We start from the raw sequence: 24,259 nt of genomic DNA on the forward strand, positions 1-24,259 counted from the left end.
CGACCCTCGTCCAGCGCGTCCGGGTGCTCTGCCCGGCCGGGCCTGACGCCGCGAACACCGTGGGTGCCGGGGTCAGTGGCCGCCGGTGAGTTCGCCGCTGAGCGTCCGGTGCATCCGGGCGCTCGGCTCGTTCAGGCCGATGATCTCGACGCTCTTGCCGCGCTGCGCGTACTTGGCCTCGACGGTGTCCAGCGCGGCCACGGAGGAGGCGTCCCAGATGTGCGCGGCGGACAGGTCGATGACGACCTGCGCAGGGTCGGTGGCGTACCGGAACCGACCGACGAGGTCGTTGGACGAGGCGAAGAACAGCTCACCGGTGACGCGGTAGACGACCGAGGCGCCGTCGGGGTCCGTGATCGCGGTGACCTCGGCGCGGTGGGCGACCCGCTTGGCGAAGATGACCACCGCGGTGAGGGAGCCGACGACGACACCGATGGCGAGGTTGTGCGTGGCGACCACACAGGCCACGGTGACCACCATGACGGTGATCTCCCCGGCCGGCATCCGCTTCAGCGTCTTCGGCGCGACGGAGTGCCAGTCGAAGGTCCCCACCGACACCATCACCATCACCGCGACCAGAGCGGCCATGGGGATGTCGGAGACGACCGGCCCGAAGACGACGCACAGCACCATGAGGAAGGCACCGGCCAGGAACGTCGACAACCGGGTGCGCGCACCCGACACCCGTACGTTGATCATCGTCTGGCCGATCATCGCGCAGCCGCCCATGCCGCCGAAGAACCCGGTGACGATGTTGGCGACGCCCTGCCCGACCGACTCACGGGTCTTGGAGGAGTGCGTGTCGGTGATGTCGTCCACCAGCTTGGCCGTCATCAGCGACTCCATCAGCCCGACCAGCGCCATGGCCAGCGCGTACGGTGCGACGGTCGTCAGGGTGTCCAGGGTGAACGGCACGTCCGGCAGCCCGGGCACCGGCAGGGACGACGGCAGCTCGCCCTTGGCACCCACGGTCGGCACGGCGATCCCCGCCGCGACCGTGACGACCGTGAGGATGACGATCGACACCAGCGGCGCCGGAACCACGGACGTCACCTTCGGGAAGAACACCATCAGTGCCAGCCCGGCCGCCAGCAGCGGATAGACGGGCCACGGCACGCCCGTCATCTCCGGCACCTGCGCCATGAAGATGAGGATGGCGAGGGAGTTGACGAACCCGACCATCACGCTGCGCGGCACGAACCGCATCAGCTTCGCGACGCCGAGCGCGCCGAGGACGATCTGGAACACGCCGGCGAGGATGACCGCCGCGACGAGGTGACCGAAGCCGTGCTCGCGGTTGAGCGGGGCGATGACCAGGGCCACGGCACCGGTGGCCGCGGAGATCATCGCCGGCCGGCCCCCGACGACCGCGATGGTCACGGCCATGGTGAACGAGGCGAACAGACCGATCGCCGGATCGACCCCGGCGATGATCGAGAACGAGATCGCCTCCGGGATCAGTGCCAGGGCCACCACGAGCCCGGCCAGCACCTCGGTGCGCAGCACCTTCGGGTCGGACAGCCGGACCGGACGTCGCAGGCCACGCGGCCGGGCGGCCGGGGACGGTACGGAGGAAGACAAGACGAGAGGAACCTGTCGGGCTCGGGCGCGCTCGCCTCAGGGCGGGCGCGCGGGAAGGCGGGGGAGGCGTGGAAGACCGGGACGGCCGGCCGAGGGATCAGCGGGCAGCGCCGCGACGACCTGCGCGAGAGAAGGCCGCAGCCCGGGGGCGAAGGGTCACGGCGGGCAGGCGGCGGGCATCACACACACGCGCACGCTCGCTCCTGCGGGATCGGTCTTCGCCGGGAGCTTCGTCGGCCCCGGCACGGCGGACGGACCGGGGGCCCGCGTCCCGCACCACGGGAACGGGCGCGGCAGTCGGCCGGGCCGGTACCACGGCGACTCTACCCTAACGTTAGGGTAGAGATCGGCGTCGGCCGTCCGCGAGCGGCGGCGAGTGACGAGGAAGGCACCGGCGTGAGCACCGAGCACATGCAGATCGGCGAGGTCGCCGCCCGGACCGAGCTGTCGCTGCGCACGATCCGGCACTACGAGGAGACCGGGCTCGTCGTCCCCTCGGCCCGCTCCCGGGGCGGCTTCCGCCTCTACACGGAAGCCGACGTCGCCCGACTCATGGTCATCCGCCGCATGAAGCCGCTCGGCTTCACCCTCGACGAGATGCGCGCCCTCCTTCAGGCCACCGACCGCCTCGACTCGGGCGAGGAACTGACGCCCGGGGACCGCGAGGGGTTGGTGGACCGGGTGCGTGATTTCGAGCGGGCCGCGCAGCAGCGGGTCGAGGAGCTGCGCACCCGGTTGTCCCGGGCGGAGGAGTTCGCGGCCACCCTGGCGCAGCGCCTCGCCCGCTCTCCCCGTCTCTGACGCCCCACAAGGGGCCGGCCCACCGGCCCGGGCGGGCTCAGTAGCCGACGCGGAAGGTCGCGTCCTGCCGCTCGGTCGTCGTGGAGACCGGGTCGATGCGCAGGGCGTAGTCGGCGTGGCGGATGTAGCGGGTCGGGTTGTTGTGCGAGCGGAACGAGGACCAGTTCGCGTCCGCCAGGCCCGCCGTGCGGTGGAAGGTCGCGTCCGCGGCGAACGTCGACGTGCCGTCGTTGGCGTCGAGGCGCAGCTCGTAGTTGTAGTGCCGCAGGTAGTGGGTCGGGTGGCTGACGGACCGGAAGGAGACCCCGGAGCTGTCCGCGAGCCCCGGTACCAGGGTCCACAGGGAGTCCTTGTACGGCTCGATCGGGTACGTGTCGATACGGCCCAGATAGTTGGAGTGGCGGACGTATCGGGACGGGTAGTTGTAGGACTTGAGCCGGTTCCAGGCCGGTGCGCCCCACTTGGTGAGCAGGTTGCCGTACTCGGCCGAGGTGATCGCCGCGACGCCGCAGTGCTTGGAGTTGAGCGGCTGGGTGTAGGTCCTCTGGTCGAGGGCGGTCCAGGTGCCGGAGGCGAGGTCGGTGGTCTGCCAGGCGTAGAAGACGCCGTTGGGGGTGTAGGTGTCGCCCCACAGCCACCAGGTGCCGGATGTCAGCGACTTGACCAGGGTCGGTGCCTCGGTGCCGCCGTGCGCCACGCCGGTGCTGAACTCGGTGAAGCTGCCCGGGTTCAGGGTGGTGGATCTGGCGCCCACCAGCGTCTGGTTCTTCTTGAAGTAGAGGTAGTTGTAGCCGTTCACGCCGACGGCCATGTCGCCGTCGATGACGTCGTAGCCCGGGTCGAAGAACACCTGTGGGGCGGAGGCGGTCACGAAGTCGGTCGTGTAGTTCACCATGATCACGTTGTGGCCGCTGGAGTTGACCGAGGAGTAGATCACGGCGTACTGCCGCCGGCCCGCGTCCCAGAACGCCTCGGGGGCCCAGCTGTGGGTGGCCATGTCGTGCAGCTTCAGCCGCCGGTAGCCGGTGAAGGTGCGCAGGTCGGCCGAGTCCCAGACGTGGATGTACTGACTGTTGTAGTTCCAGTCGGTGCCCTTGAGGTCGGTGGCGAGCACCACGAAGGTGCCGTCCTGCTTGCGCATCAGGAACGGGTCGCGCAGCCCGAGCGCGCCCGCGGTCGGGGTGACCAGGGGGTTGTTCTGGTTGAGCGGTGTCCAGTTGAGCCCGTCGGGGCTGACGGCGAGGTGCAGGCCGTAGTCGGTGCCGTCGCCGAGCTTGGTCGACTCGGTGAAGTAGACCATGGCGTACGCCGAGTCGGCGGCGTGCGCGGTGCCGCCGCCGAGGGTCAGGGCGAGCGGCACGGCGGCGGTCATGCCGAGGAGACCGCGGCGGGAGAGGTGGGGGTTCGCGCTCATCTTGTTCTCCAAGGGGCGTATGGGGGGACACCGGACTGCCGCTCTGGCGGGCGGAGTTCGGAAGACCGTTCAGGAGGGGTCGGGATATGCGGCGCGCACCCGCGCCAGTTCCTCGGCGGTGACGGGCAGCACCGTTCCGTGCCGGGGCCGAGACGGAAGCGCGTGGTCGCCGGGCAGTGACCAGTGGGGTTCGGCGAGGCTGTCGGTGTGGAAGGGCAGGTAGCCGCGTCCGCCGGCCTCGTCCATGAAGACCCACCAGCCGTCACCGGTGTTGTCCTTGAAGACGGTGGGCCCCTCGACCCAGTCGGTTCCGACGCCGGTGCGGATGCAGTCGTCGACCGTTTCCCACCTGCGGGGTGTCGTACCGGGGGAGTCGACGGCGGTCAGACTGCGGGAGCGTTCCAGGACGACGTCGCGGGAGCACGATCCGACGACCTTGTCGTCCGTGGTGATGCGGTAGTACCAGTCGCCGTCCTTGGCCACGGTGGAGTCGATGACGCCGCCGCCCGGGTCGTTCCACACCTTCGGCTCGCTGAAGGTGCGGAAGTCCCTGGTGGTGGCGTACATCATGCGCGGGTAGGTGCTGCCGGTGTGCTCGGTGTCGTCCGCCGCGTAGAGGTTGGACGCCCAGTAGACGACGTACGCGCCCAGCTTCGGGTCCCAGGTGGCCTCCGGCGCCCAGGTCATGCCGGCGCGGTCGCCGGAGACCTTCACGTGGCGCTGTCCGGACCAGTGCACGAGGTCGGTGGACTCCCAGATCTCCAGGTACTTGCTGCCGAAGCGCATCGCCTGGCTCCAGCCCTTGCCGCCGTTGATCTTCAGGTCGGTTGCGATCAGGTAAAACTTGTCGCCCTCGGGGGAGCGGACGATGAACGGGTCGCGCACGCCCTTCTCGCCGAGGTCCGAGGTGAGCACCGGCTTGTTGCCGTTCAGGTCGTCCCAGTGGAGGGGGTCGTTGCCGCGGGAGGCGCCGAAGTACACCTGCTCCCCGTCGGAGTAGCGCTCGCCCGCGAAGTAGGCGAAGAAGTAGCCCTCCAGGGGCTTTCGCTCCGGCAGAGCGCGGACCGTGACGTCGAAACGCCGCTTGACCTGCTGGTGATCGAGCCGGACCGTGGCCGTCAGCGTGACGTGAGCGGGAGGCCGGCCGTGGGCGGGGCGGTTGACCTCGCCGGTCGGTGTGACGGTCCGGGGGCGGTCGGACGCCCACCGCACCTTCGCACCGTACAGGGATGTGGTGGGCAGACTGAGGTGGCCGCGTACGTCGTCGGCGTCCCACACGGTCAACGCGGCGGCGGCTTCCGTGAGTTGGGGTCCGGCGGTCGGCGCGGGCACTGCCCGGGCGGGCAGCAGGGAGCAGGCCGACGCGGCGACGGCGAGCGGGATCACCAGGTGTCGGGGCAGGCGCGGGGCGGGGCGGGGCGAAGCAGGCAGGAAAGGCATGGGCGGCTCGTCCTTCTGGGCTTCGGGAGTGAGCTGTCCTTCACCGCACTCGATCGATATGTCGAACGACGTTCGTGGTGCCGGATGGGAACGTAGGGGCCGCGCAGCATCACCGTCAATACTCGTGCGCGGGTAAGCGTTCGGTGAGAGCACGCCCCGCCCCACCGCCGGGCATTGGCCATGTACGGGTCGACGGGTACCGTCAGGGCGAATCGACGACGCCAGAACGGAAGCCGGTGGGAATCCGGCACGGTCGCGCCACTGTGTGCCCCCTCGACACGAGAGGGAGCGAGTCAGACCCGTAGCCGTCGTCCAGTGCACCACCGACAGGGGACGCGAGCTCCCCGAGGAGGACCTGCCATGGCGCAGCATGTCGCCCAGCCGTCCGCTTCCACCCCCGCCCTCCCCGCCAAGCTGCCGATCGGCGCGATCGCTCCCTGGGCGTTCTTCTTCGGCATCCTGATGCTGGTCCTGCTCTACTTCGTCGGCGCCGAGCAGGGCGCCACCTCCGTCACCTCCGGCGAGGACGTCCACGAGTGGGTGCACGACGCCCGCCACCTGCTCGGCTTCCCCTGCCACTGACGCCGGGGAGCCACACCCTCATGAACTCCACCACCGTGAGAAACCTGCTCGTGCGGGGCATGCTCGCCGGTCTCGCCGCCGGTGTACTCGCCCTGGCCGCCGCCTACTTCCTCGGCGAACCGGATGTCGACAAGGCGATCGGCTTCGAGGAGGCCCACGCCCCCGCCCACGGGCACGAGGTCGAACTCGTCTCCCGTGGCCTGCAGTCCACCGCCGGCCTGGCCACCGGCGTCCTCGTCTACGGCGTCGCCTTCGGCGGCATCGCCGCTCTGGCCTACTGTTTCGCGCTCGGCCGCGTGGGCCGCTTCAGCCCCCGGGCCACCGCGCTGCTGCTGTCCGGCAGCGCCCTGCTCGCCGTCTACGTCGTGCCGTTCCTGAAGTACCCCGCCAACCCCCCGGCCGTCGGCAACCCCGACACCATCGGCAAGCGGACCACCCTGTACTTCCTCATGATGCTGCTCGGCGTCCTCCTGGCGATCGCCGCCACCGTCCTCGGCCGGCGCCTCGCGCCGGGCCTGGGCACCTGGTGGGCCACGGTCGTCGCGCTGGCCGCGTTCGCCCTCGCGGTCGGGACCGCCTACGCGTTCCTGCCGGCCGTCAACGAGGTACCGGCCGACTTCCCGGCCGCCGTGCTGTGGCGGTTCCGCCTCTCCGCGCTGGCCGTACAGACCACTCTCTGGGCCGGATTCGGCCTGCTCTTCGGCGAGTTGGCCGAGCGGCTGCTGAACCCCGGACCCGAGACGGCCGCCGCCACGGCCCGGCCGGTCGCCGCTCCCCACTGACCCGCCCGAACCGCCTCGCCCCGGTGATCCAAACGACAGGCCCTACAACCCGGCGCCGGCTCCCGGCGCGTCCAGCGGCCGCCCGAGCCGCACATTCCAGCGCCCGGCCCGCCCGCTGAGCTCCGTCGCGGTCAGCGGTGCCACGTCCAGCCGCCAGAAACCCGACGCCGACAGGCCCACCGCATGGACCACGGCCGCCCGCACGACGTCCGGCTCGACCACGGCGAGCGTGCGTCCGTCCGTCTCGCGCAGGGCGTCCAGCCAGTGGCCGACGCGCGCGCACGCGTCCCGCACCGACTCCCCGCCGTGGGGTGCGCAGGAGGGATCGGTCAGCCACCGCCCCACGGCCTCCGGTTCCGCGACGGCCACCTCGTCGAGGGTCCGGCCGCGCCAGCGCCCCACCTCCAGACCCGCGAGCTCCGCCGCCTCGGTCCCCTCAAGCCCGAGCGCTCCGGCGGTCTCCCGGCAGCGCATGCCGGGGGAGACGACCATCCGGGTGGCCGGGGGCAGCGACCCGGCCACCGCCGAGGCACGTGCCCGTCCGTCCGCGTCGAGGGTGCCCCCGTCGTCGAAGCGTGCCTGCCGCAGCGACTGGTTCATCGCCGGCGAGATGAGGACGACGCGGCTGGTCACCTGACCGCGCGCCTCCTGCCCGACACCTCAGTCACGCGCCGGGCCGGCTCTGGATCCGCATGCCGGGGCGGCGGCGGTGAACCGTCACGTACGACAGGCCGCTCTCGCCGGCCCGCACGCTGCGGACGCTGCCGTGCGGCAGCCAGACGAGGCTGCCGGACTCCACCGCGCACGGCCCGGCGGCCGAGCCGAGCACGCCGTCGCCGTCGACGACGAGCAGGAGGACGTCCAGGTCGGGTTCGGCGTGGGCGTCGATGGACCCCTGGGGCGGGACGCGGACGAGATTGGCGTCCAGTTGCCGTCCGGGCTCGGCCAGTCGCCACAGGGCGCCGGTCGATTCCGCGCCGGCCGCGACGAGTGAGCCGGTGTTGCCCAGGATCCGCGGAAGGGGAGCGTCGGCCGCGCCGGGGATCTCCTCCGGGTCAGTCATGGATCGCGCCACCATCCGATACGGGCCTGCCCTGGGCCGGTTCACCTGTCCGGCAGGCGATCCGCACCGCTCACGGCCGGACGCCCAGAGGAATCTAGCATCGGCCCGGGTCCCGCCCGTGGCCGATACCGTTCACTCCTCGTCGGACGTGGTGGGCCGAGTCCGGCCGGGCTCGGGCGCCTCGCCCTGCAGCGCACGGGCGTGCAGCACGTCGCCGATGAACAGGTCGTAGATCAGCACGCCGATCACACCGCCGACGAGCGGCCCGACGATCGGGATCCACCAGTAGTCGCTGAACGCGTCGGCCAGGCTGCCGGGAAACGCCAGTCCGTCCCATCCCGCCATCCAGGTGAACAGGCGCGGGCCGAGGTCGCGGGCCGGGTTGATGGCGTATCCCGCGTTCGCGCCGTAGGACATGCCGATGGCCGCCACGACGAAGCCGATCACCAGCGGGCCGAGGTTCGCCTTCACGGCCGTGTTGCGCAGGTCGATGATCGCCACCACCAGCATGACCAGGAAGGCGGTGCCGACGATCTGGTCGAGCAGCGGGCCCCAGACGCCGCCGTTGAAGTACGGCGCCGGGAAGGTGGCGAAGATCGAGAACGAGGCGAGGGTCTTCCCGTTGGTCTTCGGCCCCTTGAAGGCGTCGTCGAAGGCGTTGATGGCGTCGTGGTACACGGCGTAGACCAGCGCGGCGCCGGCCAGGGCGCCGAGCACCTGGGAGACCCAGTAGGGCACGACCTTGACCCAGGGGAACTTGCGGCGGACGGCGAAGGCCAGGGTGACCGCCGGGTTGATGTGCGCTCCGCTGACGCCACCGGCCACGTAGATGCCGAGGATCACGGCCATGCACCAGCCCCAGGTGATCAGGAGCCAGTCCCCGGCGCCGAGGAAGAAGATGGTGGGTCCCTCGGTGCGGCCCGAGCCGGGCAGCGCCGCCACCGTCATGGCCACGACGCCGCATCCGAAGGAGATGAGGACGAAGGTCCCGAGGAACTCCGCCAGGCACTCGCCCGCCAGGCCTGCGCGACGTCTGAGCCTCGAGGGTTTCACCAGAGGCTTGATCTCCACTGCCATGTGATTTCTCCCTGGGTTCGTTGATGTGCCGCCTGACGCGCGGTAATCACGTGGTAACCCGGCGCGTGGGGCGCGGCAACCGCAGGAGAATCTCGGGTGGCTCGCTCACCTGCCCCGCCGGACGAGCGGGCGGCGGGGTGGGCGGCTCGTCGAAGAGGTCAGCGGCCCCGGGGTGTGTCGTCGGCGGACTCGCTGTCGCCGGAGCCCAGCCGGACGCAGCATTCCCCGGGCTCCGGGGCCAGCGCCGCGCGGACACCGTTGACCTCCAGGCCGTCGAGGTAACCGCGGACCAAGCAGGTCGCCGACTGGTTGCAGGACCACCTGGATCCCAAGGGCGTCGGCGTGGTCATCGAGGCCGAGCACTCCTGCATGACGTTGCGCGGTGTCCAGGCCACCGGCTCCGACACCCTGACCTCCACCCTGCTCGGCCTGCTGCGCTCCGACGCACGCTCCCGCGGTGAGTTCCTCGCCCTGACGGGCGTGACCCGGTAGCGGTCATGACCGGGCGAGACGCGTGACCCGCTCGTGCAGGCGGTGGACGTGGTCCTCGGACTCCGGCTTCATCAGGACGCTGCGCAGGACGCGGGCACCGTCGGCGTCGGCGGTGACCTTCGGGTGGCGTGCGGTGCAGGCGCACCCGGACGAGGAGATCTCACAGCGCCGGCTCGCCGACGACCTCACGCTCACCAGCAGCGGCATCACTCGCCTGATCGACCGCATGGAGGGGGCCTGCCTGGTGCGGCGCGTACCGGCCCCCGGGGACCGCAGAAGCGTGCTGGTCGAGTCGACCGATCACGGTCGTGCGGTGTTCCTCCGGGCCGCCGCCGCCCACGCGCAGGTCGTGGAGCGGTACTTCGTGGCGCCGCTGGCCTCCGCGGACTACGGGCGGCTGACCCATTCGCTGGGCCAGATCGAGAAGGCGCTGCGCGACGGCTGACGCCTCAGTGACGGTCAGGTCCGCGTCTGTCCGGCGCGGACCAGCCCGCTCTCGTAGGCCATGACCACGAGTTGGGCCCGGTCCCGGGCGCCGAGCTTGGCCATGGCCCGGTTGGCGTGGGTCTTGACGGTGACCGGGGTGACGAAGAGCCGTTCGGCGATCTCGTCGTTGGACAGGCCCGTGGCCACCAGTGTCATGACCTGGCGCTCCCGGGGTGTCAGCGTGGCCAGCCGCTCGGGGTCGGCGAGGGCGCCGGGCGAGGGCTGGGAGAGGAACCGGGCGATCAGTCCCTTGGTCGCGGTGGGCGAGAGCAACGCCTCGTCCGCCGCGACCAGCCGGATCGCGTGCAGGAGTTCGGCCGGCTCGACACCCTTGCCGAGGAAGCCGCTCGCACCGGCCCGCAGCGCCTCGACGACGAACTCGTCCACCTCGAACGTGGTGAGCACCAGCACCTTCACCCCGGCCAGATCCTCGTCCCGGCCGATGAGCCGGGTGGCCTCGATACCGTCGACCTCCGGCATCCGGATGTCCATCACCACGACATCGGCGCGTGCGGAGCGGGCCAGTTCCGCGGCCTCCCGCCCGTTGGACGCCTCCGCGACGACCTCCATGTCCTGCTGAGCGTCGATGAGCAGCCGGAAGGTGCCCCGCAGCAGGGCCTGGTCGTCGGCGAGCAGGACACGGATCGTCATGGGTGACTCTTACCTCGTGGGGTCAGGTGGACGCGGGGGCGAGGGCCAGCGGGAGTTCGGCGACGACCTGGAAGCCGCCGCCGGGAAGCGGCCCGGCGGTGACCGTCCCGCCGATGGCGGTCGCCCGCTCGTACATGCCGATCAGACCGTGCCCGGAACCGGGTCCGGGACAGGCTCCGGGGCGGCCGTCGTCCGTCACCGTGATCCGCAGCCGGTCCGGGCCGAAGTCCAGCACCACCTCCGCCCGCGTCGCCGACGCGTGCTTGTGGGTGTTGGTGAGTGCTTCCTGGACGATCCGGTAGGCCGTCAGTTCCGTGGTGGGCGCGACGGGCCGGGGTGTGCCGGCGGGCGTCACCACCCGCACGGACAACCCGCCCGCCCGTACACCGCCGACCAGGGCGTCGAGATCGGCCAGCCCCGGGATGGGTGCGCGGGAGTCGGGCCCGTCGTCGGGCTGGCGCAACAGGCCCACGGTGGCGCGCAGTTCGTCGAGCGCGGCGCGACTGTTGTCCTTGATGTGGGCCAGCGCCTCGTACGCGCGGTCGGGATCGTTGCGCAGGAGGTGGTGGGCCACGCCCGCCTGGGCGTTGACCAGGGTGATGTGGTGGGCGACGACGTCGTGCAGTTCGCGGGCGATGCGGACGCGCTCCTCGGTGACCCGGCGCCGGGCCTCCTCCTCGCGGGTGTGCTCGGCGCGTTCGGCTCGCGCCTCGACTTCGGCGAGGTGCCGGCGGCGGGTGCGGACGGCGTCGCCCAGCGCGGTGGCGGCGATCGCGAGGTCGAACCTGAGCAGACTGGTACCCGCGAGGGGCGGCTCGGAGTCGGCGACCGCGTAGACGGCCGTGACCAGGGCCGACGCGGTGATGCCGACGATCCAGGCGGTACGCCGGCTGCTGCGGGTGGCGAGGCTGTACAGCGCTACCAGGCTCGCGGCCGGCGTCACGGAGAAGTCCGGCGCGACGGACAGGTGGGCCAGATCGACGGCCAGCGAGGCGAAGACGACCGGAAGGGGCCATCGGCTGCGGAAGACCAGCGGAACGCACGCCAGCGCCATCCAGGCCGTGCCGCCCGGGCGGGGCGCGTGCCAGCCGGAACCGTTCTCGCCCGCCGCTGTCGCCGCCGCGCCCACCAGAACGAGCACCACCGCCGGAAGCGCGTCCCGGATCCGCTCGTGACGGGCCAGCAACCGCCGACTCAACGCAACCACCTGCACTCCCTCACTCTACGCAGCACGGACCGGCCGGCGGTGCGTCAGCCCGCCACCCGGTCCGCGCCCTACACCGATGTCCGTCAGCCGTGGAAACCGGCTGTCTCCGGTTCCCGGACCGCCCGGGGCGGTTGCACCGGCTCCTCCGCGGGGCCCTCGACCGAGACGCGGGGCAGCGCCCGGTCCAGTCGGCGGGGCAGCCACCAGTTGGCCCGTCCGCACAGGTGCATCAGCGCCGGCACCACGACCATGCGGACCAGCAGGGCGTCCAGGGCCACGGCCACGGCGAGGCTCACGCCGAACTCGGAGATGACCCGCATGCCGCCGAACACGAAGGAGCCGAAGACACACACCATGATGGTCGCGGCGACGGCGATCACCTTCCCCGTCTCCGCCTGCCCGACCCGGACCGCACGACCGCTGTCACCGGTGTGCGCCCACTCCTCGCGCATCCGGCTGACCAGGAAGACCTGGTAGTCCATGGACAGGCCGAACATGATGCCGACGACCAGGATCGGCACGAACGACTCGATCGGCCCGGCCGCGCCCAGCCCGAGCAGTCCGGCACCGAAGCCGTACTGGAAGACCACCACGATCGCGCCGAAGGCCACCCCGATGCTGAGGATGTTCAGCAGCGCGCCGACCGCCGGAATGAGCAGACTGCGGAAGGCGACCGTCAGCAGCAGGAAACCGAGAGCCGCGATCACCAGCACGAACACCGGAAGCTTGCCCATCAGGACCGACGCGAAGTCGTCGTTGCTCGCGGTGACGCCACCCACATAGACCTTCATCGACGTCCCCTGCTCCACCCCGGGGATCACGTCGTCACGCAGGTGGTGGATCAGGTCGGAGGTGGCCTCTGACTGCGGGGACGTCGTCGGGACGACGGATATCACCCCGACCTTCTGCCCCTCCTTCATCGGCTGGGCGCCCACACCGGCGACACCGTCGACCTGCTCGAGAGCGGTGACGAGCTTCGCCACGGCGGCTTTGCCCGCGGTGTCGGGCGCCTGGACCGCGAGGACGAGCGGGCCGTTGACGCCCGGTCCGAACCCGTCGGCGATCATGTCGTACGCCTGACGGTTCGTCGATGTCGTGGGCAGGTTGCCGTCGTCGGACGCACCCAGCCGCAGGGAGAGCGCCGGCAGCGCGAGCGCCGCGAGCACCACGAGACCGACCAGACCCAGCGCCTTGGGCCGCGCCTGGACGCGCTCGGCCAGGCGGCCCCACAGCCCGGTGCCGGTCGACGGGACCGCTCCGAGTCCGGCGAGGGCTCGGCGCTCGGCACGGCCGAGGATCCTCGGCCCGATCATGCCGAGCAGCGCGGGCAGCAGGGTGATGGCGGCCAGCACCGTCAGGACGACGGTGATCGCCGCGCCGATCGCCATGCCGTTGATGATGCCGACGTTCAGGGTGAGCATGCCCAGCAGCGCGACCACGACGGTCAGCCCGGCGAACACCACGGCCCGGCCGGAGGTGTTGAGGGACTTGGCGACCGACTCCGCCACGCCCATGCCCGCCAGCAGGTTGCCGCGGTGCCGGTTGACGATGAACAGCGCGTAGTCGATGCCCACGCCCAGACCGATCAGCGAACCCAGGGTCAGCGTGGTGTCGGAGAGGGTGACGGCATGGCTGAGCAGCATCACCGCGACCGCGGAGGTGCCGACGCCGGCGATGGCCGTGATGATCGGCAGCGCCGCCACCCAGACCGCCCGGAACACGAACAGCAGCACGATGAAGGCCAGGACGATGCCCATGGCGTCGGCGACCGCGTTCGGCTCCGGGTTGACGGTGAACGCCTGCCCGTTGAGCGCGATGTGCAGACGCTTCGACTCGGGAGCCGTCGCGAGGTCCTTCACCTGGTCGATCCGGGCGTCCTCGACACCGTCGTCGAACGCGACCGTGGCGTAGGCGGTCCTGCCGTCCTCGCTGACCTGGGCCTTGCCGGCGGGGGTATAGGGGCCCGTCACCGAGGCCACGCCCGGGGCGTCGGCGATGCGCTCCAGCGCTCCCGTCATCGCCCGCTCGGCCGCGCCGTCGGTGACCTTGCCGTCGCTCACCTGCCAGACGACCCGGCCGCTCTTGCCCGCCGCGCTGCTCGCGCCCTTCTGCAGCAGAGCCGTCGCCCTCGCCGAGTCGGTGTCCTGGGAGAGCGGGCTGTTGCCGAAGCTGCTGCCGGCCGCGCCGACCGCCCCGCCCAGGGCGATCAGCAGGCCCACCCAGGCCAGGACGACGGCGAGCCGGTGCCGGTGGCACCAGCGGGCGAGAGGGGACATCGACGAGCCTTTCCAGAGGAAACACGGGCCGGAACTCCGGCACACCGCAACGCTCGCAGTCCACTGGTCTCTCGTCGTCGGCCGAGCGCAGACTCTTGCCCCTGCTGCGATCGCAGTAGGGGCAAGAGCCCGAGGCTCAGCGTGGGTCAGGGTGTGTAGACCGTCGGCCGGGGAGCCGTCGGCATCGCGTTGCCGATGAAGAAGCTCGGGTGCGGGGGCTGGTTGTAGGCGGTGTTCTGCCAGGCCAGGGCCGTGCGGTACTGCGTGTCGTGGAGCAGGGTGGTGATCTTGGTGCTGGTCTGGTGCGGAGTCGAGTAGATCCGCAGCGCCCGGTTGTCGCTGGTACGCCAGACGACCTCCTCGCGCCAGTCGCCGAGGATGTCACCGGACAGGACCGGGGTGGACTTGGTGCCGTTGTTGGAGGCGACGCCGGAGCCGGTGAGCAGCCGGGTGTCACCGGAGGTGCCGTACTTGTCGATGCGCGTGCCGTCGAGGAGCTCGCGGACGGGGTCGCCGTCCCACCAGGACAGGAAGTTGATGCTGGAGGGCTCCCGGCCAAGGGAGGCGCCGGTGGCGGAGCGCAGGGTGGTGTCGGAGGCGGACCAGGCTTCGGCGCCCGCGCTGCCGGCGTAGATGTCGGCGGCGACGCCGCGGCCGTTGTCGGAGCCCGACGCCGTCTGCCACAGCCGCGCACCCGTGCGGGCGTCGGCCATCCAGGAGCCGGGCTTGCCGGCGTCCTCCGAGACCTTGAAGTATTCAAGGCCCGGACGGGAGGGGTTCAGGTCGCCGACGTGGCCGGCGTCGCCGTGGCCGAGCCTGGTGGTCCACAGGCCGCTGCCGTTGTCGTCGACGGTCATCGCGCCGTAGACGATCTCGTCCTTGCCGTCGGCGTCGACGTCGGCGACGGACAGGCTGTGGTTGCCCTGGCCGTCGTAGCCCTTGCCGCTGTTGGTGGAGGACGTGGTGTCGAAGGTCCAGCGGCGGGTGAAGGCGCCGTTGCGCCAGTCCCAGGCGGCTATCACCGTGCGGGTGTAGTAGCCGCGCGCCATGATCAGGGAGGGCCGGGCGCCGTCCAGGTAGGCGGTGCCGGCGAGGAAGCGGTCGACGCGATTGCCGTAGTTGTCGCCCCAGGAGGAGACGGTGCCACGGGCCGGGACGTAGTCGACGCTCTGCATCGCCTTGCCCGTCTGGCCGTTGAACATCGTCAGGTACTCGGGCCCGGACAGGACGTAGCCGCTGGAGTTGCGGTGGTCGGCGGAGGAGCTGCCGATGATCGCGCCGGTGCCGTCGCGGGTGCCGTCGGCGGTCTTCATGGCGACCTCGGCCTTGCCGTCGCCGTCGTAGTCGTAGACCTGGAACTGCGTGTAGTGGGCGCCGGAGCGGATGTTGCGGCCCAGGTCGATGCGCCACAGGCGGGTGCCGTCGAGCTTGATGCCGTCGACGATGGTGTTGCCGGTGTAGCCGGACTGGGAGTTGTCCTTGGCGTTGGTGGGCTGCCACTTCAGGACGAGGTCCAGAGCGCCGTCGCCGTCGAGGTCGCCGACCGAGGCGTCGTTGGCGTCGTAGGTGTAGGCCGAGTTGCCCGGAGCGGTGCCGCCGGCGGGCGGGGAGATCGGCACGTCCTTGTAGCCCGTGCGGAACTGGACCGCGGGCGCGGACGCCGCCTGCTCGCTGCCGTTGACGACCGCGCGCACCGTGTAGTCGGCCGAGTCGGCGCCGCCCGGGTCGAAGTAGTTCGTCGAGGCGGTGACGGGTGAGGAGTTGAGCCTCGTGCCGCCGCGGTAGACGTTGAACGACACATCGTTCGGGTCGGTCGCCAGCCACCGCCAGGACACCAGGTTTCCGCTGCTGGTGTGCACGCTGGTCAGTCCGCGGTCGAGCTTCTCGACCTGCCGGGCGGTCGCCGCGTGCGCGCTCTGCGGCAGTGCGACGAGCGCGGAGACGGCCAGTGCGGCGGCGGAGAGGCAGCCGACGAAACGGCTGCCCGTCCGGTGGGACGATCGTCGCGGTCGTGGCGTGGTGCGGGGGCGCCGGTGCGAGTCGGTCACGGTGGCCTCCGGGACGTGGGGGGAATGGGAACGCTCCCATGGGGAGGGAGCGTAAGAACGAGCTGATGCCTCGTCAAGGATTCTGTCCAGTCGGCTGTTCGTCCCTGTTGGGATCCGTGAGTTTCTCGGCTCCTATGGATTGACAGTGAGGTGGAGACGCTTGAACACTGCGTGATGCGCCTCGCGGGTCAACTGTGGTCGAAGGCAGTCGAACTGGTCGACCGGACGTGAACTCAGGCGCTGAGCACGGCAGTTCGTGGATCTCCGCACACGCACCCTTCCCCTTTCGAGGATGGAGCGTCCTCTCGTGCCCCTCACGTTGTGAACGCTCCCAGCATGTGCGGGCGGATCACCCCCAGTCCCGGACGGCTTCACTCAGGCCTGAGCCGCGAACCGAGCCCCGCGGCCCGTACACCTCGACCCGTACATCTACGTGGTGAAGGACGGACTCATGATTGTAATGAGCATGGCATTGAGACGCCGTGGCGGGCGTGGCGCCCGGCTGGGAATGGCAGGCCTGCTGGCCCTGGCGGCTCTGGCCGGCACGGGCGCGACCCACCGCGCCGCCGCCGCGCCGCAGGCGCTGCCGGCCGGCTGCTCCGGCACCTCGTCGATCACGTGCCGCTACGCCGTCGCGCCGGGCAACTACGACGTGACGGTCTCCATCGGCGGTGCCTCGGCCGGGCAGACCGAGATGTGGGCGGAGGCCCGGCGCCTGTTGCTCCCGGCGACGAGAACGGCGGCCGGAGCCGTGGCCACCTACTCGTTCACCCTCAACGTGCGCCAACCGGAAGGGCAGCCGACCGGGCAGGGCGGCAACGGGAACCCCGGCCTGGACCTCCGCTTCACAGGTGCCGGCCCGCAGGTCTCGGCCGTCTCGGTGAAGCCGGCGGCGCAACCCCTGGTCGCCTACCTGGCCGGTGATTCCACCGTGTGCGACCAGCCGGCCGCTCCGTACACCGGCTGGGGGCAGATGATCACGACAGCGGTCCGTCCTGGCGCGGCCATCGCCAACTACGGTGATTCCGGGGAGAGTTCGGCAAGCTTTCTGAGCAACTCGGCGCTCCTTCCCGCGCTGCTGTCGAAGCTGAGGGCGAACGACCCCGTGTTCATCCAGTTCGGACACAACGACAAGCAGACCAGCGCGTCCGCCTACCGGAACAACCTCACCACCATGATCTCGCGGATCCGCGCCAAGGGTGGCGTCCCGGTCCTGGTGACGCCACCGGTCCGCCGGCTGTTCGACGGCAACCGGCTCACGCCCACGGCACTCCACGTCAACGGCGTCGGCGTGAACCTGCCCGCCGAAATGCGTGCGGTGGGCGTGGCCCAGCGGGTCCCGGTGATCGACCTGACCGCCCGGAGCAAGGCTCTGGTCGAGTCCCTCGGCCCGTCCGCCTCCGCACAGCTCTTCCTCCGCTCCTCCGTCGACGGCGTCACGGACAACACCCACTTCTCGCAGTACGGCGCGACCCAGATGGGCGGCCTGCTGCTCCAGAGCATCCGGGAGCAGAACCTCCCCCTCGCCGCCCACCTGCGCTGACCGCGCACGAGGGCGCCCATCCCCGTCCCGGGAGATAACACATGAAGGACTTACGGACCGTCATCACCGCCGCGCTGGTGATCGCCCTGTCGAGCCTCGGACTCGGCGCCGCCTCAGCGGCCGACAGCGCCGCGAAGCACTGCACCGGCACATCCGGCGCCGCGGCACCCGCGACGCGAGCCGCCCAGCCGGTCACCGTGTGGCTGGCCGGCGACTCCACCATGGCCAACCCGAGTTCCGCCCGCTGCCCCGTCGGCTGGGGAAGCCAGTTCGACGCCCTGTTCACCTCCGACGTCACCGTCAAAAACCAGGCCGTGGGCGGCCGCAGCATCCAGACCTGGCTGTACGAAGGGAACGTCAGCAGCACCAAGGGCTCGGACGGCGAATGCCGCCTCACCTCCACCACGTACTCGTCCCGCTGGCAGGCGATGCTGAACGCGAGCACCGGAATGAAGGCCGGTGACTACCTCTTCATCCAGTTCGGCATCAACGACTCCTCCTCGACCTGCCCCCGGCATGTCGGCCCCGCCCGCTACCGGCAGCTGATGACCACGATGGTGCAGGCCGCCCTGGCCCGGGGAGCGCACCCGGTGCTGCTCACCCCGGTGGCGGCCATCACCTGTTCCGGCGGCACCGCGACGAAGAACCGCGGCTTCGTGAACGAGACCTTCGCCGTCGGATCCGCCACCAGGGCGCCGGTCGTCGACCTGCAGTCGCTGAGCGTCTCGCTCTACAACAGCCTGCGCTTCTGCCCGAACAACGGCGACTACGGGGGCAGCGGTCCCCTGGGCACCTTCTTCTGCAACGACCACACCCACTTCGAGACGTACGGCGCCCAGCGGATCGCCGGGCTCGTCGCCGGAGACGTGCGCAGGCAGAACCTCCCGCTCGCCGGCTATCTCGGGTAGCGCCGCGATCCGGTCGGAGGGGCTGACTAGCATGGCTGTCGGCATCCGAAGACGCCGCGCCGGCCTCCTGGCCGGCCGGCACCGGCAGTGGGCAGGAAAGGCGCAGCACGATGACGGGGCTCAGCGACGCCGTCGCACTCGACGACCCGGTGGGCGAGTCGCTCCGCGGGCATCACGCACATCTCGCCCGGCGGCTCGGCGCCGCCGTCACCTACGTACCCTCCGTCGCGACCTTCTCCGCGGTGCCGGCCGAACCGGACGCGGAGGCATGGGCCGACCTGGCGAAGCTCCTGGGCCCGGGCGAGTTCGCGGACATGTTCAGCTGCCCGGCGACGCCGCCGTCCGACTGGGAGCCGGTCTTCGTGATGGAGGGCCGCCAGCTGATCTGGGCCGGTGACGGCGACCCGGACCCGTCTCGCGCCGCGTCCGACTCCGGCGTGGTCGAACTCGGGGCGGAGAGCGTGCCCGAGATGCTCGACCTCGTCGAGCGGACCCGGCCGGGACCCTTCTGGCCCCGGACGCACGAACTCGGCACCTATCTCGGCATCCGCGACAGCGGCGGTGCACTGGTGGCGATGGTGGGGGAGCGGCTGAGGCCTCCCGGGTGGACCGAGATCAGCGCCGTCTGCACCGCACCCGAGGCGCGCGGGCAGGGCCACGCGGTCCGCCTGATGCGCGCACTCATCGCACGCGTCGTCGCCCGCGGCGAGCGCCCCTTCCTGCACGTGGCCGAGGCCAACACCGGCGCCCTCGCGCTCTACGAACGGCTCGGCTTCGAGACCCGGAAGCACGTGACGTTCCGCGGATTCCGCACGCCGTGAGGGGCCGGCGCACAGAGCGCCAGTCGCTTCCGGCCAGCGTCGGCCGACGCCCCTGGATCATCGAAAGGCTCGACCAGCCGCTGACCGTGGGGGACCTGGCCCGCCGAGCGGGGGCCAGCTCCCGTCACCTGGACCGCCACGACGCTGCGTCGCCACTTCAACCGCACGCTCGGGGTGCCCCCGGACGCCTGGGCCGTTCCGCTCACGGACTCGCTGACTCCGGGGAAGCTACGCCCGTCCGGCGCCGTACAGGACGGCGAACACCCCTGCGGCGTGGGTGCCCTCCGGCGTCTCCCAGGAGCCGCTGACGTGGCCGACGGCTCCCTGCGGAGGGAGGGTTTGGCCGTCCGGAGCCGGCTGAAGGGCACGGTGCAGACGAAGGGTCGTGCCCTGCGGCGTGGTCAGCGCGGTGCCTTCCCTGTCGTCGGTCGCGGTGAAGTCCCTGGAGAGGAGTCCTTCACCGGTGTAAGAGGCGACGACCTCGCGCGCGGGGGTGTCACTGACGTTCTGGTCCTGGGCCCGCGCCCGCCCCTCGATCAGGGCCGCCAACCGGTCGGCCAGCACCGGGTCATGGCAACCGTCGTAGGCCCAGCGCTGCCCCAGCACACCGTGCTCCATCGTGCCGACGAGAGCGTGCTCCGACCCGTCGAGCGGCGCACCGTGATAGGTGAGGGGCACCAGGTACGTCACCAGTTGAGGGCCGGAGGTGTCGGTGACCACCATGAACTCGATCCCCACCTCGCCCCGCGGATCGTCGAGCCGGAAACCGCCCGCCTTCGCCAACGTCGGTTCGCCGGCGCCACCCCGGTACCACGGACGGGAAGGCAGCCAGGACGTGAGCAGTTCCAGCTTGGTCGGCTTCAGGGTGGTGCGGTGGATGACGGCCATGCCGATGGGTCCCTTCCCACGAGTCGTACGGGCGATCACACTTTCGCATCCGCGTGGCGTCGGCACAGCTGTGGAAGGCGGCGGTCCGTGCGCGTAGTTTCCGAAACCTGACGCCGTAGTTTCCGATACCCGAACGCCACGAGGAGGAGAACATCATGACCACGCCGACGGGCAGGGTGATCTGCGACATCACGATCTCGGCCGACGGGTACTCGGCGGGGCTCGACCAGACCGAGGAGCGCCCCTTCGGAGACGACGGCGGCGACGGCTCGGGCGCCGGGCTGCACGCCTGGATGTTCGACACACCCGACGAGAACCGGGCCGAGATCGACCGGCTGAACACGGCCGGGGCGTTCATCATGGGGCGCAACATGTTCGGCCCCGTACGGGGCGCATGGGATCGCCGGTGGAACGGCTGGTGGGGTGGTGATCCGCCGTTCCACGCGCCGGTGTTCGTGCTGACCCACCACGCGCGCGAGCCGCAGCCGATGGACGGCGGCACCACGTACCACTTCGTCACCGACGGCATCGTGTCCGCCCTGGACATGGCGCGCAATGCCGCCGGCGGCGGCGATGTCACCGTCCTCGGCGGCGCGACCACGATCAACCAGTACCTCGCCGCCGGCCTGATCCACGAGCTGCGGCTGCACATCGCGCCCCTCACCCTCGGCGCCGGTACGCGACTGTTCGAGGGCGTCCCGCCGCTGGAACTGGAGCAGCTGACGTCACGGGCGGCGAGCCGGGTCACGCACGTGACCTACCGCGTGTCGACCTGAGCGCTCGGGTGGCCGGAGAAGATCACCCCCGGATGGGACGGCGCCTCGCTCAGCACCCACAGCCGGGATCAGCGCGGGCGGCGCCGTCCCTGAGACTCCGGGGATCGTCGACGCGACGCGAGCGGTCGTGGAGGTGCTGGAGATCCCCGCGCGAGACCGTTCGTCCCTTTCCGGCATCCCTGCCCGCCGCCGTGCGTAGTGGCAGGTTCCACCCGCATCCAAGCCCATGGCGGGCCGGGCCCGTTCATGCATGATGACGGGATGAATCAGAGCGGCCAGCGCTTCCACGTCATCGTGCTGTCGAACTTCGCCAGAGGCTTCGACAAGTACGCGTTCGCTTACGGCAAGGCGGGGATTCCGGAGAGCACCTTTCCCGACCGGTTCCACCTGCTGACGCGTGCGGAGCTGGGAATAGGCATCGGCAAGGCGCGACGCCTGCTGGACCGGCTGGCCATCCCGGGCGACCGGCTGCTGGTGCTGGAAACCATGGTGGACCCCGACACGCTGGTGCCCAACGTGTCGACCGGCCTCGGCATGGAACTGCACGAGGCCCGCATCCGGTTGTCGGCGGTCCACGAGCTCGACCAGGCGGGCGACGAGTTCACTCTGCGCCCGACGACCATCGAGGATGCGATGGCGGCCTCCCTGCGCCTGCACGGATCGGCACTGCGTCGCTACGCCGACACACGACCGCGCTCGGTTTCGCTTCTGCCGGTCGCCTCCGCCTGCCAGGCCCGCTGTTCGTTCTGCTTCTCCTCGGCCTCGATCTCCAGCGACCAGGCGCCGGCCCGGGTCCCGTGGGACGCGGTGACCCGCTGGCTGGAGCGGGCCCGTGCGGCGGGCGCCGAGCGTGCGGTGATCACCGGCGGCGGGGAGCCCACGCTCATACCGTTCGATCAGCAGCTGCGCCTGGTGTCCGCGTGCTCGGCGGCCTTCCCGAAGGTCGTCCTGATCACCAACGCGCACACCCTGGCGAAAGGCCCGCACGCTGACCGGGCCGACCGCCTCGCAGCCCTGAGCGCCGCGGGTCTGAGCGTGCTCGCGGTCTCCCGGCACCACCATGACGACGCCGTCAACGAGCGGCTGATGATGCTGCGCACGCCGGTCAGCTCCGTGATCGACAGCTGGCGCAACGAACGTGACCGCCTGCCGGGGCTGCGGATGAGGCTGATCTGCGTGCTCCAGCACGGCGGCGTCACCGACGCTGCCGAGGTCGCCGACTACCTTTCGTGGGCCGCGGCTCAAGGCGTCGAGGAAGTCTGCTTCAAGGAGCTCTACGTATCCACCAGCACCGAGTCGCTCTACTTCGACCGCGCCGCCAACGTCTGGAGCCGAGAACACCAGGTATCGCTGTCCATCGTCACCGGGTTCGCCGAGCAGCACGGCTTCGAACTCGCGAGCCGCCTGCCCTGGGGCGCGCCGGTCTACGACGGCAGTTGGGACGGACGACCGATGCGGATCGCCGCCTACACCGAACCCAGCCTGCTGTGGGAACGCACCAACGGGATCGCCCGCAGCTGGAACGTCATGGCCGACGGACGCTGCTACGCCTCCCTGGAAGACCGCGCCAGCGAGATCGTGCCGGAAGGTGCGACGGCATGAGGTTCGGCGAGTTCCAGGAATTCCGGCAGCGCCGACTCAGTGGCTCCGCGTCGCTCCTGGACGCCGCCGAGACCAACGTGTACCGGGCCCTTGCTCCGATGCGACCGGAACCGCCGACCGACATGACCACGGTGCACCGGTGCGATCTCGCCCGTGCCTGGCTGCGGCGCTACGAGCTGCCGGAAGAGTGGTCCGGCCACGCCATGGTCGGTCGAGGGGTCCGGCACGGGCTCGGCGCGGTGTTCCACTGGCTGCGCTCCGTGCAGGCGCGGTTGTGGCTGCCCGGCGACGTATACCCGGTCTACTTCGAGCTGGCCCGCGCCGCCGGCCTGACGCCCGCCTCCTACCCGACGCTGCCGGTGCCTGCCCTGCCGGGGTCGCCGACGGACCACCGGCCCGAATACCTGCTGCTCGCCAACCCCAGCAAGCCACTCGGCCGATACCTGTCCGATGCCGAGTGCGCATCGGTGATCTCGTGGTTGCGGCAATCACCACACCGCCGCCTGCTGATCGACAGCGTCTACGACCTGGGCACCCCGTTCGCCGCCGGTACCCGGCGCTTGCTGGACACCGGTCGTGCGGTCCTGCTGCATTCGGTCACCAAGGGATGGCTGTGGCCACGCACGTTCGGCGTCGTCCTGCTGGGTCCGGCGCACACCGGCTTGGCCGAAGCGCTCCGGGCGGATCCGCCGACCTCGGCACAGCTGAGGCTCGCCGACCGGCTGCTGACCGAGCACGGCGACGTGCCCCGGCAGGTCGCCGACGAACTGGCCGCACGGGCCGAGCGGCTTTTCGAACGGTTGCCGGACGAAGTGCGCGCAGCGATTCCCACGGCGAGCCGGACGTGTCCCGGCAACTACTTCTTCCCGGTTGAGATCCCGGCGGAGACGCTCCGGCGCGAGTACGGCGTGCTCGCCATGCCGGTCGGCGTGTTCGGGGAGAGCAGTTGGCCCGGCTCCATCCTGACCAGCCTCGCCGACGCTTTCGGCCCCACGCCGGCGGTGACACGCTGAAACCCCCGGAGGCGGACCCGAGGGGAGCCTCCGGGGGCATTTCCCCGCCGGATCACGAAAGCCTTTGAAGGTCCAGCTCTGGACAGCCCTCGGCAACGCCACGCCGAGCTGGAGACGCTGAGCAGCCCCCACGGGGTTGCCGCTCAGCTTCCCACGATGCTGCGGAACTCGCGGACGGCGAGGGACAGCACCGGCTGACGCCGGGCGAGCACGGCCACCGGCCCTTCCGACCCGGTCCATACGCGGCCGCGGCCGAGCGCCGGCCGGCCGTTGATCCGCATGGGCACACGGCACACCGCACCGTCGGCCAGCTGCTGGATCAGGTGGGCGCGTGCGGACAGCCGGAAGGGCAGCCGCAGTACGTCCCGGTACGTGAAGCGGACAGCCGGAATGCCGTCGGCGGTCAGTTCCGCCCGGGTGCTCCGGCTGTCCGCGTGGAGCGTGAACACGCCCTGCTCCTTCGGGATGCCCCACAGCGCGCGTCCCCCGGCCAGGGCCCCGTCGTCGTCGACCCAGGCGGTGACGGTGCTGCCGGCGAGACGGTGCCCGTGGCGCACGGCCAGGGCGATGAGGAACTCGCGGTAGGCGAGGACGCCGCCGGGCCGGTAGTCGACCCAGAAGGTGACCAGAGTGGCGCGGCGCCGCACGACCCAGGGGCGGACGCCGGCCGGCAGGGGCCAGGACGGCAGGTCGTCCACCGGGACGCGCCACAGCGAGACGACCATGTCGCCGGTGAGGCGCCACGGGGAGGGAGGAAAGGGGACGGCTGGTCGTTTCACGGCGTGATGACCGACTTCCTCAGCTCGGG

Annotated in this window: 22 protein-coding genes, 2 pseudogenes and 1 riboswitch; of the genes and pseudogenes, 12 read left to right on the forward strand and 12 right to left on the reverse strand. The window is 71.0% G+C overall.

What is annotated here, in order from left to right:
* Window positions 1–72 precede the first annotated feature (72 nt).
* Entirely contained in the window at window positions 73–1,581 is a 1,509-nt protein-coding gene (locus QOL88_RS37075) for a SulP family inorganic anion transporter (protein ID WP_097222568.1), read from the reverse strand.
* Window positions 1,582–1,977: 396 nt separating this feature from the next.
* Between QOL88_RS37075 and QOL88_RS37080 the strand changes: the two genes are divergently transcribed.
* Window positions 1,978–2,382, forward strand: a complete 405-nt coding sequence (locus tag QOL88_RS37080; RefSeq protein WP_097222569.1) for a MerR family transcriptional regulator — start codon at window positions 1,978–1,980, stop codon at window positions 2,380–2,382.
* A 37-nt stretch (window positions 2,383–2,419) separates the two neighbouring features.
* Here QOL88_RS37080 and QOL88_RS37085 read toward each other — a convergent pair whose 3' ends face one another.
* Together QOL88_RS37085 and QOL88_RS37090 are read right to left on the reverse strand one after the other, a co-directional pair.
* On the reverse strand, window positions 2,420–3,796 hold the full coding sequence (locus QOL88_RS37085) for a glycoside hydrolase family 43 protein (protein WP_097222570.1): 1,377 nt from the start codon (window positions 3,794–3,796) through the stop codon (window positions 2,420–2,422).
* Between the two features lie 69 nt (window positions 3,797–3,865).
* On the reverse strand, window positions 3,866–5,236 hold the full coding sequence (locus QOL88_RS37090) for a glycoside hydrolase family 43 protein (protein ID WP_097222571.1): 1,371 nt from the start codon (window positions 5,234–5,236) through the stop codon (window positions 3,866–3,868).
* Window positions 5,237–5,413: 177 nt separating this feature from the next.
* Window positions 5,414–5,559: riboswitch (cobalamin riboswitch) on the forward strand.
* A 37-nt stretch (window positions 5,560–5,596) separates the two neighbouring features.
* Here QOL88_RS37090 and QOL88_RS37095 point away from each other — a divergent pair.
* Both QOL88_RS37095 and QOL88_RS37100 read left to right on the forward strand, forming a co-directional pair.
* On the forward strand, window positions 5,597–5,818 hold the full coding sequence (locus QOL88_RS37095; RefSeq protein ID WP_097222572.1) for a CbtB domain-containing protein: 222 nt from the start codon (window positions 5,597–5,599) through the stop codon (window positions 5,816–5,818).
* A gap of 20 nt (window positions 5,819–5,838) precedes the next feature.
* On the forward strand, window positions 5,839–6,600 hold the full coding sequence (locus tag QOL88_RS37100) for a CbtA family protein (RefSeq protein WP_097222573.1): 762 nt from the start codon (window positions 5,839–5,841) through the stop codon (window positions 6,598–6,600).
* Between the two features lie 42 nt (window positions 6,601–6,642).
* Here QOL88_RS37100 and QOL88_RS37105 read toward each other — a convergent pair whose 3' ends face one another.
* From QOL88_RS37105 to QOL88_RS37115, 3 genes are all read right to left on the reverse strand, one after another.
* Window positions 6,643–7,233 (reverse strand): histidine phosphatase family protein, encoded by a 591-nt coding sequence (locus QOL88_RS37105; RefSeq protein ID WP_097222574.1) that lies wholly within the window; start codon window positions 7,231–7,233, stop codon window positions 6,643–6,645.
* A gap of 31 nt (window positions 7,234–7,264) precedes the next feature.
* Complete coding sequence (locus QOL88_RS37110; RefSeq protein WP_179879067.1) at window positions 7,265–7,663, reverse strand: hypothetical protein; 399 nt, start codon at window positions 7,661–7,663, stop codon at window positions 7,265–7,267.
* 132 nt (window positions 7,664–7,795) lie between these two features.
* Window positions 7,796–8,740, reverse strand: coding sequence for an MIP/aquaporin family protein (locus tag QOL88_RS37115; RefSeq protein ID WP_097222576.1), 945 nt, complete (start codon window positions 8,738–8,740; stop codon window positions 7,796–7,798).
* Window positions 8,741–9,028: 288 nt separating this feature from the next.
* Between QOL88_RS37115 and QOL88_RS37120 the strand changes: the two are divergent.
* Window positions 9,029–9,232, forward strand: a pseudogene (locus QOL88_RS37120) (GTP cyclohydrolase I); the annotation flags it as partial.
* Window positions 9,233–9,365: 133 nt separating this feature from the next.
* Complete coding sequence (locus QOL88_RS37125) at window positions 9,366–9,677, forward strand: MarR family winged helix-turn-helix transcriptional regulator (protein WP_257027993.1); 312 nt, start codon at window positions 9,366–9,368, stop codon at window positions 9,675–9,677.
* Between the two features lie 14 nt (window positions 9,678–9,691).
* Here the strand turns inward: QOL88_RS37125 and QOL88_RS37130 are convergent, their stop codons facing one another.
* The 4 genes from QOL88_RS37130 to QOL88_RS37145 form a co-directional block, all read right to left on the reverse strand.
* A complete protein-coding gene (locus QOL88_RS37130; RefSeq protein WP_097222578.1) occupies window positions 9,692–10,369 on the reverse strand; it encodes a response regulator in 678 nt (225 codons plus the stop codon).
* 22 nt (window positions 10,370–10,391) lie between these two features.
* Window positions 10,392–11,576 (reverse strand): sensor histidine kinase, encoded by a 1,185-nt coding sequence (locus tag QOL88_RS37135; protein WP_257027994.1) that lies wholly within the window; start codon window positions 11,574–11,576, stop codon window positions 10,392–10,394.
* A gap of 83 nt (window positions 11,577–11,659) precedes the next feature.
* Entirely contained in the window at window positions 11,660–13,852 is a 2,193-nt protein-coding gene (locus QOL88_RS37140) for an MMPL family transporter (protein WP_097222580.1), read from the reverse strand.
* A gap of 146 nt (window positions 13,853–13,998) precedes the next feature.
* Entirely contained in the window at window positions 13,999–15,900 is a 1,902-nt protein-coding gene (locus QOL88_RS37145; protein ID WP_097222581.1) for a rhamnogalacturonan lyase, read from the reverse strand.
* A gap of 466 nt (window positions 15,901–16,366) precedes the next feature.
* Between QOL88_RS37145 and QOL88_RS37150 the strand changes: the two genes are divergently transcribed.
* The 4 genes and pseudogenes from QOL88_RS37150 to QOL88_RS39055 form a co-directional block, all read left to right on the forward strand.
* A complete protein-coding gene (locus QOL88_RS37150) occupies window positions 16,367–17,443 on the forward strand; it encodes a rhamnogalacturonan acetylesterase (RefSeq protein ID WP_257027995.1) in 1,077 nt (358 codons plus the stop codon).
* Window positions 17,444–17,484: 41 nt separating this feature from the next.
* Complete coding sequence (locus QOL88_RS37155) at window positions 17,485–18,351, forward strand: GDSL-type esterase/lipase family protein (protein WP_097222583.1); 867 nt, start codon at window positions 17,485–17,487, stop codon at window positions 18,349–18,351.
* Between the two features lie 110 nt (window positions 18,352–18,461).
* On the forward strand, window positions 18,462–19,172 hold the full coding sequence (locus QOL88_RS37160) for a GNAT family N-acetyltransferase (RefSeq protein WP_097222584.1): 711 nt from the start codon (window positions 18,462–18,464) through the stop codon (window positions 19,170–19,172).
* Window positions 19,173–19,222: 50 nt separating this feature from the next.
* Window positions 19,223–19,364, forward strand: a pseudogene (locus QOL88_RS39055) (AraC family transcriptional regulator); the annotation flags it as partial.
* Between the two features lie 36 nt (window positions 19,365–19,400).
* Here the strand turns inward: QOL88_RS39055 and QOL88_RS37165 are convergent.
* On the reverse strand, window positions 19,401–20,060 hold the full coding sequence (locus QOL88_RS37165) for a maltokinase N-terminal cap-like domain-containing protein (RefSeq protein ID WP_097222585.1): 660 nt from the start codon (window positions 20,058–20,060) through the stop codon (window positions 19,401–19,403).
* 155 nt (window positions 20,061–20,215) lie between these two features.
* Between QOL88_RS37165 and QOL88_RS37170 the strand changes: the two genes are divergently transcribed.
* From QOL88_RS37170 to QOL88_RS37180, 3 genes are all read left to right on the forward strand, one after another.
* A complete protein-coding gene (locus QOL88_RS37170; protein ID WP_097222586.1) occupies window positions 20,216–20,836 on the forward strand; it encodes a dihydrofolate reductase family protein in 621 nt (206 codons plus the stop codon).
* A 261-nt stretch (window positions 20,837–21,097) separates the two neighbouring features.
* Entirely contained in the window at window positions 21,098–22,438 is a 1,341-nt protein-coding gene (locus QOL88_RS37175; RefSeq protein ID WP_257027996.1) for a radical SAM family protein, read from the forward strand.
* The gene (locus QOL88_RS37180) at window positions 22,435–23,451 is read left to right on the forward strand and encodes an aminotransferase class I/II-fold pyridoxal phosphate-dependent enzyme (RefSeq protein WP_097222588.1); all 1,017 of its coding nucleotides are present in this window, start codon (window positions 22,435–22,437) and stop codon (window positions 23,449–23,451) included. The genes QOL88_RS37175 and QOL88_RS37180 overlap by 4 nt, the downstream gene beginning before the upstream one ends.
* Window positions 23,452–23,594: 143 nt before the next feature.
* Here the strand turns inward: QOL88_RS37180 and QOL88_RS37185 are convergent, their stop codons facing one another.
* The gene (locus tag QOL88_RS37185; RefSeq protein ID WP_143668916.1) at window positions 23,595–24,230 is read right to left on the reverse strand and encodes an acetoacetate decarboxylase family protein; all 636 of its coding nucleotides are present in this window, start codon (window positions 24,228–24,230) and stop codon (window positions 23,595–23,597) included.
* Window positions 24,231–24,259: the final 29 nt, after the last annotated feature.

It is taken from the genome of Streptomyces sp. Ag82_O1-12, assembly GCF_900182715.1.
GTDB classification, from domain to species: domain Bacteria; phylum Actinomycetota; class Actinomycetes; order Streptomycetales; family Streptomycetaceae; genus Streptomyces; species Streptomyces massasporeus.

What these genes read in the sequence shown, in the direction of transcription:
- QOL88_RS37165 (WP_097222585.1), bottom strand. Translation starts at nt 20,060, where the DNA reads ATGGCCGTCATCCACCGCACCACCCTGAAGCCGACCAAGCTGGAACTG.
- QOL88_RS37155 (WP_097222583.1), top strand. Translation starts at nt 17,485, where the DNA reads ATGAAGGACTTACGGACCGTCATCACCGCCGCGCTGGTGATCGCCCTG.
- QOL88_RS37175 (WP_257027996.1), top strand. Translation starts at nt 21,098, where the DNA reads ATGAATCAGAGCGGCCAGCGCTTCCACGTCATCGTGCTGTCGAACTTC.
- QOL88_RS37110 (WP_179879067.1), bottom strand. Translation starts at nt 7,663, where the DNA reads ATGACTGACCCGGAGGAGATCCCCGGCGCGGCCGACGCTCCCCTTCCG.
- QOL88_RS37090 (WP_097222571.1), bottom strand. Translation starts at nt 5,236, where the DNA reads ATGCCTTTCCTGCCTGCTTCGCCCCGCCCCGCCCCGCGCCTGCCCCGA.
- QOL88_RS37160 (WP_097222584.1), top strand. Translation starts at nt 18,462, where the DNA reads ATGACGGGGCTCAGCGACGCCGTCGCACTCGACGACCCGGTGGGCGAG.
- QOL88_RS37100 (WP_097222573.1), top strand. Translation starts at nt 5,839, where the DNA reads ATGAACTCCACCACCGTGAGAAACCTGCTCGTGCGGGGCATGCTCGCC.
- QOL88_RS37170 (WP_097222586.1), top strand. Translation starts at nt 20,216, where the DNA reads ATGACCACGCCGACGGGCAGGGTGATCTGCGACATCACGATCTCGGCC.
- QOL88_RS37085 (WP_097222570.1), bottom strand. Translation starts at nt 3,796, where the DNA reads ATGAGCGCGAACCCCCACCTCTCCCGCCGCGGTCTCCTCGGCATGACC.
- QOL88_RS37140 (WP_097222580.1), bottom strand. Translation starts at nt 13,852, where the DNA reads ATGTCCCCTCTCGCCCGCTGGTGCCACCGGCACCGGCTCGCCGTCGTC.
- QOL88_RS37115 (WP_097222576.1), bottom strand. Translation starts at nt 8,740, where the DNA reads ATGGCAGTGGAGATCAAGCCTCTGGTGAAACCCTCGAGGCTCAGACGT.
- QOL88_RS37095 (WP_097222572.1), top strand. Translation starts at nt 5,597, where the DNA reads ATGGCGCAGCATGTCGCCCAGCCGTCCGCTTCCACCCCCGCCCTCCCC.
- QOL88_RS37150 (WP_257027995.1), top strand. Translation starts at nt 16,367, where the DNA reads ATGGCATTGAGACGCCGTGGCGGGCGTGGCGCCCGGCTGGGAATGGCA.
- QOL88_RS37130 (WP_097222578.1), bottom strand. Translation starts at nt 10,369, where the DNA reads ATGACGATCCGTGTCCTGCTCGCCGACGACCAGGCCCTGCTGCGGGGC.
- QOL88_RS37180 (WP_097222588.1), top strand. Translation starts at nt 22,435, where the DNA reads ATGAGGTTCGGCGAGTTCCAGGAATTCCGGCAGCGCCGACTCAGTGGC.